Annotated in this window: 17 protein-coding genes, 1 pseudogene and 1 riboswitch; of the genes and pseudogenes, 13 read left to right on the top strand and 5 right to left on the bottom strand. The window is 33.8% G+C overall.

Annotated features, from left to right (window positions below; translation table 11 throughout):
* The first annotated feature begins 7 nt into the window (after window positions 1–7).
* The 12 genes and pseudogenes from GX308_09325 (at window position 8) to GX308_09380 (ending at window position 10921) form a co-directional block, all read left to right on the top strand.
* Window positions 8–1177 carry an MFS transporter gene (locus tag GX308_09325; GenBank protein ID NLK22252.1) on the top strand — a complete coding sequence of 390 codons (1170 nt, stop codon included), beginning with the start codon at window positions 8–10 and terminating at the stop codon, window positions 1175–1177.
* Window positions 1178–1393: 216 nt separating this feature from the next.
* Window positions 1394–2404 (top strand): hypothetical protein, encoded by a 1011-nt coding sequence (locus tag GX308_09330; GenBank protein ID NLK22253.1) that lies wholly within the window; start codon window positions 1394–1396, stop codon window positions 2402–2404.
* A 125-nt stretch (window positions 2405–2529) separates the two neighbouring features.
* Entirely contained in the window at window positions 2530–3378 is an 849-nt protein-coding gene (locus GX308_09335) for a flagellin (GenBank protein ID NLK22254.1), read from the top strand.
* 62 nt (window positions 3379–3440) lie between these two features.
* Window positions 3441–3541: riboswitch (TPP riboswitch) on the top strand.
* A gap of 69 nt (window positions 3542–3610) precedes the next feature.
* Window positions 3611–3811: a sulfur carrier protein ThiS gene (gene thiS / locus GX308_09340; GenBank protein NLK22255.1), complete on the top strand. Its 201-nt coding sequence runs from the start codon at window positions 3611–3613 to the stop codon at window positions 3809–3811.
* 1 nt (window position 3812) lies between these two features.
* Window positions 3813–4598, top strand: a complete 786-nt coding sequence (locus tag GX308_09345) for a thiazole synthase (GenBank protein ID NLK22256.1) — start codon at window positions 3813–3815, stop codon at window positions 4596–4598.
* A 15-nt stretch (window positions 4599–4613) separates the two neighbouring features.
* Window positions 4614–5720 (top strand): 2-iminoacetate synthase ThiH, encoded by a 1107-nt coding sequence (gene thiH / locus GX308_09350; GenBank protein ID NLK22257.1) that lies wholly within the window; start codon window positions 4614–4616, stop codon window positions 5718–5720.
* A 10-nt stretch (window positions 5721–5730) separates the two neighbouring features.
* On the top strand, window positions 5731–6354 hold the full coding sequence (gene thiF / locus GX308_09355) for a sulfur carrier protein ThiS adenylyltransferase ThiF (GenBank protein NLK22258.1): 624 nt from the start codon (window positions 5731–5733) through the stop codon (window positions 6352–6354).
* On the top strand, window positions 6323–7453 hold the full coding sequence (locus GX308_09360) for a thiamine phosphate synthase (protein NLK22259.1): 1131 nt from the start codon (window positions 6323–6325) through the stop codon (window positions 7451–7453). The genes thiF and GX308_09360 overlap by 32 nt, the downstream gene beginning before the upstream one ends.
* Window positions 7416–8725: pseudogene (gene thiC, locus GX308_09365) on the top strand (phosphomethylpyrimidine synthase ThiC). Before GX308_09360 ends, thiC begins: the two are co-directional and overlap by 38 nt.
* A 134-nt stretch (window positions 8726–8859) precedes the next feature.
* Complete coding sequence (panB, locus tag GX308_09370; protein NLK22260.1) at window positions 8860–9702, top strand: 3-methyl-2-oxobutanoate hydroxymethyltransferase; 843 nt, start codon at window positions 8860–8862, stop codon at window positions 9700–9702.
* A gap of 17 nt (window positions 9703–9719) precedes the next feature.
* Window positions 9720–10565 (top strand): pantoate--beta-alanine ligase, encoded by an 846-nt coding sequence (locus tag GX308_09375; protein ID NLK22261.1) that lies wholly within the window; start codon window positions 9720–9722, stop codon window positions 10563–10565.
* 2 nt (window positions 10566–10567) lie between these two features.
* Entirely contained in the window at window positions 10568–10921 is a 354-nt protein-coding gene (locus tag GX308_09380; GenBank protein NLK22262.1) for an aspartate 1-decarboxylase, read from the top strand.
* Window positions 10922–10934: 13 nt separating this feature from the next.
* Here the strand turns inward: GX308_09380 and GX308_09385 are convergent, their stop codons facing one another.
* From GX308_09385 to GX308_09400, 4 genes are read right to left on the bottom strand one after another with little or no spacing between them, the layout of a single operon-like run.
* Complete coding sequence (locus GX308_09385) at window positions 10935–11873, bottom strand: siderophore ABC transporter substrate-binding protein (GenBank protein ID NLK22263.1); 939 nt, start codon at window positions 11871–11873, stop codon at window positions 10935–10937.
* 24 nt (window positions 11874–11897) lie between these two features.
* On the bottom strand, window positions 11898–12653 hold the full coding sequence (locus tag GX308_09390) for an ABC transporter ATP-binding protein (GenBank protein ID NLK22264.1): 756 nt from the start codon (window positions 12651–12653) through the stop codon (window positions 11898–11900).
* Entirely contained in the window at window positions 12650–13600 is a 951-nt protein-coding gene (locus GX308_09395; GenBank protein NLK22265.1) for an iron chelate uptake ABC transporter family permease subunit, read from the bottom strand. The genes GX308_09390 and GX308_09395 overlap by 4 nt, the downstream gene beginning before the upstream one ends.
* A complete protein-coding gene (locus GX308_09400; protein ID NLK22266.1) occupies window positions 13600–14544 on the bottom strand; it encodes an ABC transporter permease in 945 nt (314 codons plus the stop codon). Before GX308_09400 ends, GX308_09395 begins: the two co-directional genes overlap by 1 nt.
* Window positions 14545–14744: 200 nt before the next feature.
* On the opposite strand from GX308_09400, the gene GX308_09405 reads away from it, so the two are divergent.
* On the top strand, window positions 14745–15098 hold the full coding sequence (locus GX308_09405) for a helix-turn-helix transcriptional regulator (GenBank protein ID NLK22267.1): 354 nt from the start codon (window positions 14745–14747) through the stop codon (window positions 15096–15098).
* A 106-nt stretch (window positions 15099–15204) separates the two neighbouring features.
* On the opposite strand, the gene GX308_09410 is transcribed toward GX308_09405, so the two are convergent.
* Complete coding sequence (locus tag GX308_09410; protein NLK22268.1) at window positions 15205–15687, bottom strand: transcription factor YdeB; 483 nt, start codon at window positions 15685–15687, stop codon at window positions 15205–15207.
* Window positions 15688–15927: the final 240 nt, after the last annotated feature.

The following is a 15927-nucleotide window of genomic DNA, read 5'->3' on the forward strand; positions in this document are numbered from 1 at the left end:
GTGGCTTATGGTTACTTTACTTTTAATTGTAATTTATTTAGCTTTTATTAGTTTAGGACTTCCGGATTCATTATTAGGTTCAGCATGGCCGGCGATGCATATGGAGTTAGGGGTATCTTCTTCCTCAGCTGGTATTGTTACGATGGTAATTGCTGGATGTACAATTATCTCAAGTTTAGTAAGTGATAGATTAATACACAAATTTGGAACATCGATTGTTACATTAGTTAGTGTTGGGATAACGGCATTTGCATTAATGGGATTTGGTTTTTCAAGTGAGTACTGGATGCTCATTATTTTAGCTATTCCTTTAGGGTTAGGTGCTGGCTCAGTAGATGCAGCCCTAAACAACTATGTGGCCATTCATTTTAATGCAAAACATATGAATTGGCTACATTGTTGCTGGGGGTTAGGAGCGACCCTAGGCCCTATCATCGTATCTAGCTATTTGGCGCAGCCAGGGGGCTGGCATACTGGATATAAGGTTATATCCGTGATACAGTTAGGGCTTACAATCATTTTACTTCTAAGTTTGCCAATATGGAAGAAGGTTCATCCCAATGTAGATATTAAGACAGAAAATACTAAGGAAATTTCAAGTACAAAAAATGTTTTTAGGATGTCAGGGGTAAAACTAACGCTTTTTGTCTTGTTTTTTTATTGTGCTGCAGAAATGACTGCAGGACTTTGGGGCAGCACATACTTGGTAACGGTTAGAGGATTTGCAGTGGATATGGGTGCAAGGGCCATATCATTTTATTATGGAGGAATTACAGCGGGTAGGATGATTGCAGGGTTTTTGAGTGTAAAGATGAGCAATAAAAGCTTGGTAAGGTTGGGGCAGGGCGTATCCTTACTAGGAAGCATACTTGTTTTACTGCCCCTAGGGAATATACTTCCTGTAGTAGGCCTACTGCTTGTAGGTTTAGGTTTTGCCCCGATTTACCCTGCTATGATCCACGAAACGCCCAAACGATTTGGGGTTAGTAATTCGCAAAAGATTATTGGATATCAAATGGCATCTGCATATATAGGAATTACATTTATGCCTATGCTCCTTGGACAAGTTTCAAGATTTACAGGGATAATAATTTTTCCACCGGTCCTAATAGGTTTTATCTTATGCATGGTGGTTACCTCAGAAGGCGTGTTAAGGATTATTAATTCATCTATGTAAAATAAAAGCATCATATATGATGCTTTTATTTATTTTTCTAGGAAGTTTCTTCATTCACTTGAACTAAGAAATAATAACTTTTGTATGGTTTTTTAACATTATCTATTGTGTGATATTTTGATAAATAGACTAAGTTCTCAATAATATGTGCATTATATAATTAATTTATGGTATAATATTATCAAATAATAATACTACTGTTTACGGGAGGAATCCATGCGAGTAGAATCTAATATAGAGCAATGGAAAGAATTATATAATATAGCAATGGAAATCGGAAAGCTAAAACCATGGGATTATTTTTGGGATGTAGAGTTAATTACCATAATGCTACCAGGTAGGGAAGAACCCTGTTTTTGCAGTATCTTAGGGCGGGAAAGAGAACGCTATGGGATTAATGTTTTTATAGGTTTTAAGGGATTAAGGGATTATCTTGATATTGTTGAAAGTGGGGAAGGCGGTATTCCGCCAGAATACGTCATGTTTGAACAATCCAATATTTCTTGCTTTTGGGGAAGCAGGGAAGATGTACCTAATAAACAAAAGAAGATAATCAAGGAACTAGGATTAAAATTCAGGGGTAAAAATCAGTGGCTTTATTTTGAATCATACAAAAAGGGTTATATGCCCTATATATTAGATGAAGAAGAAGTATTGTTTTTAACAGAACTTTTTCATCAGCTTTACATGGCATTGGGAGGTTATACCAATAATGAAATTAAAGTTAATTTTGGAGCAGGACAGACATTGCTACATGAGTATGACGAAGAGAAGAAGGAATGGGTAGATATGAGTGCTCCTCTTCCTATTGTAGAAAAACAATATCCTCTATTGATTCTCGAAGATGAACTTTTAAGGGCTAAAATGAAGAAACAGGCTAAGATAAATATATTATTAGAATTAGATATGGTATATATGAATGCGTATGTTAGGGATGGTAAATATGATAGACCAATTAATCCCAAACTGCTCCTTCTAGTAGACCATTCAAATGGTGTCGTAGTAGGACAGAGCATGCTTACACCAGAACATGACGAGGCTAATGAAATTTTTAATATCTTTATTGATTTTGTTATGAGATACGGCCGAATGACAAGAATTATCATTCGTAATCCTTATATTGCAAGTGTGCTTAAGGATACTTGCGATTATTGTGATATATCTTTAGGAACAGCCAATCAATTGCCGGCAGTTGATACTTTTATAAATGAACTAATGGAAGTTTAATTTTCATACCTTACGAAATAAGATGATTGTAAGAAAATAGGAAATCAAAAATATTACTTACTAAGTATTCCCCTAATTCTGACGATATAGATATAAGTGCTAATATATCAAAGGCAGGTGGAATTATGTATATTAATTGTGTGGCAGAGCTTAGAATAATCAATCATTTAAATACCCTTGGAAGACAACAAGAGGTACTTTCATACCGTTTGGCCACTGGTCAAAGAATTAATTCAGCTGCCGATGACCCTGCAGGTTTTGCTATCTCCGAAAAAATGAGAGCGCAAATTAGAGGTGTGAGGCAGGCCCAAAGAAATACATTAGATGGTATATCCTTAATCCAAACAGCAGAAGGAGCGATGAATGAAGTTCATTCTATACTCCAAAGAATGAGGGAGTTAGCAGTACAATCTGCTAATGGTACGAATACAGACAAGGACAGAGGATATTTAGATGAAGAGTTTCAACAATTAAAAGAAGCTATATATCAGATTGCAAAAGACACAGAGTTTAATACCCAACCTCTCTTAGATGGTTCAAAAAAGGACAAAGGAATTACCCTTCAAGTAGGGCCCAATGCGGGAAATACTATGGAATTTACCATTGGGGATATGACCGATATCGGCATTAAAGATTTAAGAATTGACAATGAAGAAGATGCCAAAATGGCTATAGGTGCCTTAGATAGTTCTGTAGATAGAGTTTCTTCGGAAAGAGCAAGACTAGGAGCAATGCAAAACCGATTAGGGCATACCCTAAACAATTTAGCAAATTATGAAGAAAACCTAACAGCAGCAGAAAGTCGTATAAGAGATGCAGATATGGCAGAAACTATGATGGAGTACGTCAAAAATCAAATTGCAATGATGGTAGCGCAAGCAGTCTTAGCCCAATCGATGAGAATGAAAAGACAAAACTTATTAATACTTTTATCCAGTCTAGAAGATACAAAAAAACTATGGCAGAAATATTGAAACACTTTACAAATACCAATCATAAGGTTATACTAATATAGTAAGAAATTTTACAAAACTTAATAAATTGCTAGGGGTGCCCTTGAATGGCTGAGAAGGAGAAATCCTAACCCTTTAACCTGATGTGGTTAGTACCACCGTAGGGAAGCATATGGGAACTTTATACATTATTAAGCTTACCTTCGGGTAGGCTTTTTTGTGTTAAAATCCCCTAGCCTTAGGAGGTGAATCCATGGAAATTAGTTTAAACGGAAAGAAAGAAATTCTAGAAAATAAAATGACTTTAACGGAGTTGATTTTATCCAAGGGCTTAAACCCAGACACCATCGTAGTTGAACATAATTCGAATCTTATTAAAAAAGAAGAGTGGAGCAGTGTTTCATTAAAAGAAAATGATATCTTAGAGGTATTAAGATTTGTAGGAGGGGGATAAAATGAGTGATTCATTGGTAATAGGGGGAGTTAAGTTGCAAAGCCGTTTATTTATCGGAACTGGTAAATATCCCGATGATAAAATGATACCTAGAATTTTGGAAAGAGGTGGAGCACAGGTTATAACAGTTGCCTTAAGGCGAATGGATTTTGATAAAGTTTCAGAAAATATCTTGAACTATATACCAAAAAATATTCAGTTATTACCTAATACTTCAGGAGCTAGAAATGCAAATGAAGCAATAAGAATTGCAAGATTAGCCAGGGCTTCGGGATGTAGTAATTGGATTAAGATAGAGGTAATTTCTGATAATAAGTATCTACTCCCTGATGGATATGAAACCATAAGAGCTACAGAGGTACTAGCTAAGGAAGGATTTGTAGTGCTTCCTTATATAAGCCCTGATTTAATGATAGCCAAAAATTTAGTAGATGTAGGGGCTGCTGCTGTTATGCCTCTTGGGGCTCCTATAGGGACTAATAAGGGACTTAAGACAAAAGAACTAATTCGCATTCTTATTGAGGAAATTTCTTTACCTGTAATTGTAGATGCAGGTATAGGCAAACCCTCGGATGCTTGTGAGGCCATGGAGATGGGGGCGGCAGCTTGTCTTTTGAATACTGCTATCGCCAGTGCCAATAATCCTATCCTTATGGCAGAGGCTTTTGGATTGGGTATAAAGGCAGGAAGAAAGGCATATCTTGCAGGATTAGGAGGCATATCTTGTCATGCTAATGCATCTTCTCCATTAACAGGATTTTTAGAAGCTTCTAACTATAAAGTTTAAAAAGAAGGTAATTTAATGAGTTTTTATAATGAATATTTAAAGTATAAGGATTTTGATTTTTATAGGTTTTTTAAAAAAGTTACAGATAAGCAAATTATAAAAAGTATTAATAAAAGCACACTGGATATAGAAGACTTTTTAATATTACTATCACCCCAAGCCTCTTTTTACCTAGAGGAAATGGCACAAAAAGCCCATAGACTTACAGTACAGCATTTTGGGAAAACTATATTACTTTATACTCCTTTATATCTTTCTAATTATTGTACTAATCAATGTGTTTATTGTAGTTTCAACTGCAAAAATTCCATCCAAAGAAAACAATTAACCCTAGAAGAAGTAGAGGATGAGGCTAGAACAATATCTTCTACGGGACTTAAACATATCATAATCCTTACAGGGGATGCTAGAGGGATTGCAACCGTAGAATATATTAGTAAATGCACAAAAATCCTTAGAAAATATTTTCCTTCTATAGCTATAGAAGTTTATACCATGTCCAAGGAGGAATATGAAATCCTAATAGATGCAGGGGTTGACCTTTTAACGGTTTATCAAGAAACATACAATGAAAAACTATATGATAGGCTTCACAAAAAAGGACCTAAGAAAGATTATAAATATCGCCTAGATGCCCCAGAAAGGGCTTGTAAGGCAAATATTAGGGCTGTAAATATTGGGGCATTATTAGGCCTTGATAAGGAATGGATAAGGGATGCATTTTTAACAGGGTTTCATGCTTTGTATTTACAAAATCTATACTTAGATGTGGAGATTAGTGTCTCTCTTCCTAGGATTAGGCCCCATGTAGGAAGTTATAAACCGGGCTCAATAGTAAGGGATAGGGATATGGTGCAGATTATGACAGCCTTAAGACTTTTTATGCCCAGGGTTGGTATTACTATTTCTACTAGAGAAAATGCTGATTTTAGAAATAATATTATCCAACTTGGAGTAACTAAGATGTCTGCTGGTTCCATTACAGCGGTGGGAGGTCATTATCACAAAGATGAAAACACAAGTCAGTTTGAAATATCCGATGAAAGAGATGTAGGAGAAATGAAAGAAGCCATTTACAAATTAGGATATCAGCCGGTATTTAAAGATTGGCATTTTATATAAAGAGGTGATTATGAATTATTTTGAAAAAGCATTACTAGATTATATTGGAAAAGTAAATTTAATAAAGATTCAAGAGGTTAAGATAGGTATTGCTGGTGCTGGGGGACTGGGTTCAAATTGTGCCTTTAATTTAGTTAGATGCGGATTTAAATATTTTAAGATAATAGACTTTGACAAGGTAGAGTTTTCCAACTTAAATAGACAGTTTTTCTTTTATCATCAAATAGGACTACCTAAGGTAGCTATCTTAAAGGAAAATTTATTAAATATTAATCCTGATATAGAAGTTGAGACCATAGACCTAAAACTAGAAAAAGATAATATTTCCTTGGGATTCTCTGATTGCGATATTATTGTAGAGGCCTTTGATAAGGCAATTTATAAAAAAATTATCGTAGAAGCCTATATGAATTCAGGAAAATTTTTAGTATCTGCCTCGGGATTAGGTGGTTGGGGTAAAAGTGATGATATAAAAGTTCATAAGATAAAGGAGAAATTCTATATCGTAGGAGATTTAGTAACGGAAACAGGAGAAAAATCCCCTCCAATTTCTCCTAGGGTAAATATTACAGCGGCAAAACAAGCAGATATTATTTTAGAATATGTTCTTAGAAAGGGGGAAATTCTTGAATAAAATTTATCGAATAATAGATGCAAATCTAAATCGCACATCAGAAGGACTTAGGGTTTTAGAAGATTTATCAAGATTTTACTATGAAGAATCCATTTTGACAGAGCAAATTAAAAATATTCGTCATAAAATTAGAAAATCCATAGGAATTATGGATAAAGTTATGATTAATTACAGGGATTCTGAAAATGACTTGGGACTTACAATATCTAAAAAAAGTAAATTTGATAATAAAATTAATATAAGGCAGTTAGTAACAGGAAATTTTAAACGGGTAGAAGAAGGCTTAAGAGTAATAGAAGAAAATCTAAAAATAATAGGACAATATGAGACATCAAAAAAATATGAAGGATATAGATACGAAATCTATGCCTTAGAGAAAAACTACAATAATATTTTTTCAAGATTTATAAAAAAAGGGGCTTTAAATACAGATATATACTGTATTACGGCAGAGGAACATTCGAAAGGACAAAGCAATATTACTGTGGTAAAAGAAATGATAGAAGCAGGAATTAAAGTTATACAATATAGGGAAAAAGATAAAACAAATCTAGAAAAATATAAAGAATGTAAGATAATAAGAAAATTAACCAAGGACTTTGATGTTACTTTTATTGTTAACGATGACATAGATATAGCTCTTGCTGTGGGAGCCGATGGTTTACATATTGGTCAAGATGATGTGCCCATAGAAAAGGCGCGAAAACTAGTGGGAGATGAAATGATAATTGGTTTATCAACCCATTCCCCAGAACAGGCAAGGGATGCTGTTCTTAGGGGTGCCGATTACATAGGAGTTGGCCCCATATATAGGACTTTTACCAAAAAAGATGTATGTAATCCCGTAGGACTTACATATTTACAATATATAGTAGAAAATATAAGCATTCCCCATGTAGCTATTGGAGGAATAAAGGAAAATAATATAGAAGAAGTAGTCAAAAGTGGTGCTAAATGCATCTCATTAGTTACTGAAATCGTAGGGGCTGATAATATCAAAGAAAAGATTAAGAACATAAGAACTATCATTAAGGATAGTAAAAACGAAGGGGAGAAAAATAATGAGTGCGAATTATACAACTCAAATGGATGCTGCTAAAAAGGGAATTATTACTAAAGAAATGGAGGAAGTAGCAAAAAAAGAACAATTAGAAGTAGCAAAAATAAGAGAATTACTTGCTGATGGTAAAATAGTTATTCCGGCTAATAAAAATCATATATCCCTTAATCCAGAAGGAATAGGACAAGGATTAAGAACCAAGATTAATGTAAATCTAGGAATTTCTAAAGATTGCTACAACATAGACCTAGAAATAGAAAAAGTAAGATATGCCCTAGATTTAAAGGCTGAATCCATTATGGACTTAAGCTCCTATGGAAAAACAAAGGAATTTCGTCAAAAGCTTATAGAACTTTCTCGGGCTATGGTAGGAACGGTACCTATATATGATGCTGTAGGATTTTATGAAAAGGAATTGAAAGATATAACCGAAGATGAATTTTTCGATGTAGTAGAAGAACATGCTAAGGATGGTGTGGATTTTATGACTATCCATGCGGGAATAAATAAGGCTACCGCCAATAGATTAAAGAAAAACAAGAGACTTACTAATATAGTATCAAGGGGGGTTCCTTAATGTTTGCTTGGATGGAACTGAACAATAAAGAAAACCCTTTTTATGAACACTATGATAGACTTCTTGAAATATGTGAAAAATATGATGTTACTCTAAGTCTAGGAGATGCCTTAAGACCGGGAAGTATTCACGATTCTACCGATGCCTCCCAAATAGAAGAACTAATTGTATTAGGGGAACTAACAAAAAGGGCTTGGGCAAAAAATGTACAGGTAATAATAGAAGGACCAGGGCATATGCCCATAAATGAAATAGCGGGAAATATGATGATAGGAAAAAAATTATGCCATGGGGCTCCTTTCTATGTTTTAGGTCCCATAGTAACTGATGTAGCCCCGGGATATGACCATATTACCAGCGCTATAGGGGGAGCCATAGCAGCCTCTACCGGAGCAGACTTTCTTTGCTATGTAACCCCAGCAGAACATCTTAGACTACCTACCTTAGAAGATATGAAAGAGGGCATTATAGCCACAAGAATAGCTGCCCATGCAGCAGATATTGCCAAAGGCGTAAAGGGAGCAAAAAACTGGGATAATCAGATGAGTGAAGCTAGGGCAGATCTTAACTGGGAAAGGATGTTTAATCTGGCTATAGATTCCGCAAAGGCTATAGAATATCGGAAAGAATCCACCCCAGAACACGAAGATTCTTGTACAATGTGTGGAAAAATGTGTTCTATGAGAAATATGAAAAAGATTCTAAACGGGGAAGACATAAGATTAAATAACTAACTGCTTAACTAATGAACCAGCTTTAACTGATGAACTAGCTTCATCAGTTATTTTTGCTTATTTAAGAATTAAATGTAAAAATAATTTCTATTATTGTATAATAAATTATAACATTAGTTCATAGGAGGATAATTGTGAAGACAACAACTAAGACTTTTCTACAATCAAAGCTAGAGAATAAGAAACTTTCTATGTTAACAGCGTATGACTATACAACTGCAAAACTAATCGATGGGGCAGGGGTAGATGCTATATTAGTCGGGGATTCCTTAGGAATGGTTATGCTTGGATATGAAAATACTCTATCTGTTACCCTAGAAGATATGATTTATCATACAAAGGCTGTAAAAAGAGGGGTTGAACGGGCTCTAATTGTGGCCGATATGCCCTTTATGTCTTATCACATTAGCGTAGGGGAGAGTATTAAAAATGCAGGAAGGCTTCTTAAAGAAGGAGGAGCGGAAGCAGTTAAAATAGAAGGGGGCAAGGATTTTATACCTCAGATTGAGGGGATTATTAAGGCAGGTATTCCTGTTATGGGACATCTAGGCTTGACCCCACAGTCCATACATAAACTTGGGGGGTATAAAGTACAAGGTAAGAGAATTGAAGGAGCGAAAAGGCTCTTGGAAGATGCTTATGCCTTGCAGGAATCAGGTGTATTTTCTATTGTACTAGAATGTGTGCCTCATATTCTTTCAGAACATATAGCCAAGAACCTTGATATTCCTGTTATCGGGATCGGAGCAGGAGGTGGGGTAGACGGTCAGGTTTTAGTATATGCCGATGTGTTTGGTATGTATGAAAATGTGAGGCCTAAATTTGTAAAACAATATGTAGATATAGGTGCAAAGATGAAAGAAACAGTAAAAAAGTATATAGAAGAAGTTCAACTAGGAACCTTTCCAGAAGAAGTACATAGCTATAAGATGGATGAAGGTATTCTAGAAGAACTTATTAGGGAATATATTAAATAAATTTGCGAGGTAATGATATGAAAGAAATAAAAACGATTTCTGCAATAAAAGAAGAAGTAAAGGAAATAAAAGATAAAGGGAAAACCATAGGTTTTGTCCCAACCATGGGTTTTTTACATGAAGGCCATAGGTCTTTGATAAAAAAAGCAAAAGAAAGCTGTGAATATGTCGTAGTAAGTATTTTTGTTAATCCAACACAATTTGGCCCTCAAGAAGACTACGAAATTTATCCTAGGGATTTGGACAGGGATTTAAAAATTTGCGAAGAGGATGGGGTTGATTTAGTATTTACTCCTCTTGTAAAAGAAATGTATCCCAAGGGATATAACACATTTTTAAACATAGAGAAAATTACAGATGTATTATGTGGAGCTAAAAGGCCAGGGCATTTTAGGGGGGTAGCCACTGTGGTAGCCAAATTTCTTAATATTGTTAAACCTAATGTAGCATTCTTTGGAGAAAAGGATTATCAGCAGCTCATTGTGATAAAAAGAATGGTAGAAGATTTGAATATGGATATAGATATTATCGGCTGTCCCATCATAAGAGAAGATGACGGTCTAGCAAAAAGCTCACGAAATAAATATTTAGATGAAGAGCAAAGAAAAGCAGCAACGATACTCTATGATACTCTACAAAAAGGGGAAAAACTAATAAGAGATAATATATATTCCATTCCTGATATAAAAGAAAGTCTAAAAAAACATATGGCAACTAAGTCAATATTGGAAATAGATTATGTAGAAATTTTAAATGCTAATACCCTAGAACCCCCCAAGTCTTTAGATGAAAAATTAGTTATTGCCTTAGCTGCAAAGATAGGGGAAACTAGATTGATTGATAATTGTATCATAGGAGGGTGAATATGTTTTTACATTTTATGAGATCAAAAATACATAGAGCAAAAGTAACAGAAGCAAATCTAAATTATGTAGGAAGCATTACAATTGATGAAACCTTAATGAAAGCAGCGGCTATTTTTGAAGGAGAAAAGGTACAGGTAGTAAATAATAACAACGGAGAAAGACTAGAAACTTATGTAATAAAAGGTAAAAGAGACAGTGGTATTATATGCTTAAATGGGGCAGCGGCGAGAAAGGCGCAGGTAGGAGATGAAATTATTATAATTTCTTACTGTATTCTTACGGAAGAGGAGATTACATCCCATAAACCTAAGACCATATTTGTAGATAAAGATAATAAGATAATAAATAACTGATGAACCAGGTTCATCAGTTATTTGATTTTATTTCGTCTATCATTTTCATTGTTCCATTCAGGCCACCGGAGCCTACATACCAAATATGGGCATTGAGGTATATGATGTTATTATTTTGATAAGCCTTGGTTTGTTTTATGATTTCATTATCAAAGATTTGTTTTGCCAAGGAGCTTCCACCGGTTACAGCAGCTCTATCGATAATAAATAAATAATCAGGATTTTTCTCTAGAATATATTCGAAGGTAACACTTTGGCCGTGGTTACTTGCTTCTATTTGAGCATCCACTGGGGTAAAGCCAAAGTCACCATGGATGATGCCAAATCGTGAGTCTTGCCCGTAGGCACTGATAGCTCCATCATTAGCCAAAAGGATTAATGCATTTTTTCCATCTTTTTTTACTTCTTTACTTAAGTCTTCTATAGCTTTATTGATATTTGCCAATTCTGTTTCTACGAATTCTTTTTTGTCGAAGATTTCTCCTAAGGTTTTGATGTTTTTTGTAACTGACTCCATATACTTTGAGCCATCTAATTCAAAATATATGGTGGGTGCTATTTTTGAGAGTTCTTCATAGGCCTCTTGTTGTCTTCCAGAAATAAAGATTACATCGGGATTAAGTTCGAATATTTTTTCGAAATTAGGCTCTTTTAATGTCCCTACGTCTATATATTTACTTTCATTAAACTTATCTAGGAATGCAGGAAGGCTAGCTTTGGGGAGCCCTGTTACCTCAACTTCCATTTTATCTAGGGAATCTAATATACCATAATCAAATACAACTACGGTTTCTGGGTTTTTATTTACTGTGGTTTCTCCTAGTAAGTGGCTAATGGTTATGGTTTCACCCATTGTTGTATTGACTGTTTTAGTATTAGAGCTGCAGGCAGTAAAGACTAGTGCTATAGTTAATAAGGATAGTAAAGTAAATAAACTTTTAGTTTTTTTCATTTTTATCACCTCTAGTAATTTTATTTAGTAATAAATGCATATTTTACTGTTTTCTATATCTTGGATATTGAATTCCATATCATAGATATCTTCAAGAACTTTCTTGTCTATTATTTCGTTAACGCCCCCTTCCTTTGCTATTTGGCCATTACTTAAGGCCACTATATAATCAGAATAACAAGAGGCAAAGTTGATATCGTGGATAACAATTACAACAGTTTTATTAAGTTCACTAGATAACTGTTTTAGTATCCTCATAATATCTACTGAATGCTTCATATCTAGATTGTTAAGGGGTTCATCCAAAAGGATATATTCTGTATCTTGAGCTATAACCATGGCAATATATGCCCTTTGTCTTTGTCCTCCACTTAATTCATCTAGATACTTATCTTGTATGTCATAAAGCTTCATATAGCTTATGGCTTCATCTATATATTTCCAGTCTTTCTTAGTGAGCCTTCCTTGAGAGTATGGAAAACGCCCAAAGCTTACAAGTTCTCTGATGGTAAGTCTTATATTGATATGATTAGTCTGTTTTAAAATAGATATTTTTTTCGCCAACTCATTGCTATCCCATTGACTGATTTCCTTACCATCAATAAGGATTTCTCCTCCATCTTTATCAAGAATTCTGCTCATCATAGATAAAAGGGTACTTTTACCAGCTCCATTGGGACCAATGAATGAAGTTATTTCACCTTTTTTTATCTTTACACTTACATTATCTACAACACTTTTATTGCCGTATTTTTTTAGGGCATTTTTTACTTCTATCATATTTTTTCCTCCTTTAAAAGCAGATATATAAAGTAGATTCCACCTATAAAATTAATAATTACACTTATGGGGGTGCTAAAATTTATTATTCTTTCGGCAATAAGCTGTCCACCTACGAGAAAGGAAGAACCAAGAAGCATTGAACCTATAATCAGATATTTATGCTTATAGGTTTTGATAAACTCTCTAGAAAGGTTAACCACTAATAATCCCAAAAAGGTAATAGGACCAACTAGGGCAGTGGATACAGAAACCAAAATAGAAATAACTATAAGCATTTTTTTAACGACTTTATCATAATCAATACCTAGATTAATAGCATTTTCTCTCCCTAGTGATAAAACATCTAAACTACTTAAATACTTATAAGTGTAACCCACAGATAAAAACGATATAAGAAGGGCTAACCATAGGATTTTTGTATTTACATTATTAAAACTAGCAAACATTTTATTTTGTACAATCAAAAACTCATTAGGGTCTATTAATACCTGCATAAAGGAAGATATGCTTTGAAAAAATGTCCCAAAAACTAAACCGAGAAGTAAAAGAAAAAAGATGTTATTCCCTTGCTTTTTAAAAAGAAGCTTAAATATTACCAAGGAAAATAAAGCCATGAGCCCTATGGATAAGATAAAGTTAAAGCTGCCACTACTTGTAGCCAAAAAGCTAGAACCAAATATAAAGACAATAAAGGTTTGTATAAATAGATATAAGGAATCCAGTCCCAGTACACTGGGGGTTAATATACGATTGTTGGTTATGGTCTGGAATATAGTAGAAGAAAACCCTATGGCAGATCCTGTTAATATGATTGCAGTTATTTTGGCTATACGAAGGGGGAGAGCATAACCTAGGTTTCTATCATTTAATCCCATAAAAATAAATAAAGAGAATAGGATTATCAAAATAACCCCAAGGAAGTATATTTTCTTTTTTTCTTTCATTATGAATTCCTCCTAAGAATCAAGTAAAGGAAAATAAAGCTTCCCAAAACTCCCACAGTAAGGCCTATGGATATTTCATAAGGGTATATTATTATCCGTCCTAAGATATCACATAATAAGAGAAAGAGTGCCCCTAATAGGGCCGTTGGAAAAATGCTTTTTTTCAAATTATCCCCTTGATACATGGTAACTATATTGGGGATTATAAGGCCTAAGAAGGGTATTCTACCTACGGTGATAACAACTACGGAAGATATTAAGGCAACGATGGATATTCCTATCCCCACAACCCTATTGTAATTAAGTCCTAGATTTTTTGAAAAATCTTCCCCCATACCAGCTAAGGTAAATTGATTCGCATATAAAAATGCAATAACCAAAAGGGGAATACTAATATATAAAAGCTCATACCTACCTTTTATGACCATGGAGAAATTTCCTTGCATCCATGAGGAAATATTTTGGACCAAATCATATTTATAGGCAAAAAAAGTAGTTATGGAGTCGATTACGCTCCCGACCATCATCCCTAAAAGAGGTACAATTATCGCATTTTTATACTTAATCTTTTTCAAAATCCCTAAAAATAAAAAGCTTCCCCCAAGGGCAAAAGTGAAAGAAATGAGCATTTTTATTAGGGAACCCGCTGATGAAAACAATATTAAGGAAATCAAAATCCCTAATTTAGCCGAATCTATAGTTGCAGCAGTCGTGGGGGATACAAATTTATTTTGTGTTATTTGCTGCATTATAAGACCACTTATGCTCATTCCCATTCCTGCTGCTATGATACTTACAAGCCTTGGGAGCCTACTTAATAATAATATTTGGATCTTATCTTCATTTAAATTTAAAATATCTAAGGGAGATATTTCTTTAACACCGATAAATATTGAGGTAAAGGATAAAATAATTAGGATCGATATTAGATATCTTTTTTTCATAATGCCTCCTACGGGGGGTTCTAATTGACATATGTTAGCAAGTTTTATATAATGATAGTGATTATGACATTCATTTTCAATAAACAATAGTTTACCACTAAAACTAATATCAATCTTAAATATATTTAGTTTTTTATAACTAAATTTAGATACTTTATAAAAAATAGAAAAACATACCTGTTTTTTAAGGGGAGATATCGATGGATATAAAAAGGACCGTTGGCAAGAAAGTCTATAGTTTTCATGTAAGAAAGGCAATAACATATATTAAGGAGCATTATGAAAAACCCCTCAATCTTGAGGGAATGGCGGAATACCTGGGCTTGAATAAATGCTATTTTTGCAATTTGTTTAAAAAGGAAGTAGGAAAAACCTACTCCCACTTTGTTAATGAAATAAGAATTAAAAAGAGCAAGGATTTATTAGTAAATACAAATCTATCAATGTTAGAAATTGCACTATCAGTGGGATATAATAATCAAAATTACTACAACATGGCATTTAAGAAGATTGTTGGGGTAACACCACTAAAATATAGGAGATTTAATAAATAGCTGATGGAGTATAATCACTTAGAATTTGTTTTTTGGATGATTTGCGGTATAATTGAATCATCTATTTTGGCAAAAAAATAAGCAACCAAATATTTTGGTTACTTATTTATGATATTCTCGATTTTAGAAAATCATCTGCTTCTTCAGTGGAAATATCTTTAATAACTGATATTTCTTCTAAAACCATTTTCTTTGCAGTTGCTAATATCTGTGTTTCATTGGAGTTAAGTTTTTTTATGTTTCCTGCATGGGTTAAGTCACGGACTAATTCGATAGATTCTTTTAAGGAGCCTGATTTGATTTTTTTCATATTTAATGCATACTTTTCCTTCTGCGAAAGTTCCTCAGATTCTGGAGAAAGTTCCTTATTTATTGCGGAGAGTATTTTTTCTAATGTAGATAAATCAGAAACTAAACGCAAATTTGATTTGGGTATTTTATCTGCAGGAATTAAAATATTCATGGTACTGTTGAGAATATCTATTGTGTAGTAGCGCTTGGTTTCATCATAAAAATTTTTTTCTTCTATGCTACTGACTACTCCAATGCCCTGCATCGGGTAAACAACCTTACTTCCAACCTTAAGCAAAAGAGCCACCTCCATATTTTAACTTGCTATAGATTACCAACAAAAAGGTCTAATAGAATTTCTGGTGCCTGTTGGAATCCACTTTAGGGAAGCTTTATATGATATCAATTGAGTTTTATAAATGCTCCCATATATAAGTATACCATAAATAATAGAAATTGCAAAATATTATATTTTATCATGCTATGTATATCAAGTCAATAAAAACTTATAAACATATTTACTGGCAAATAATTAAAA

It is taken from the genome of Candidatus Epulonipiscium sp. (assembly GCA_012519205.1).
Lineage (GTDB): Bacteria > Bacillota > Clostridia > Lachnospirales > Defluviitaleaceae > JAAYQR01.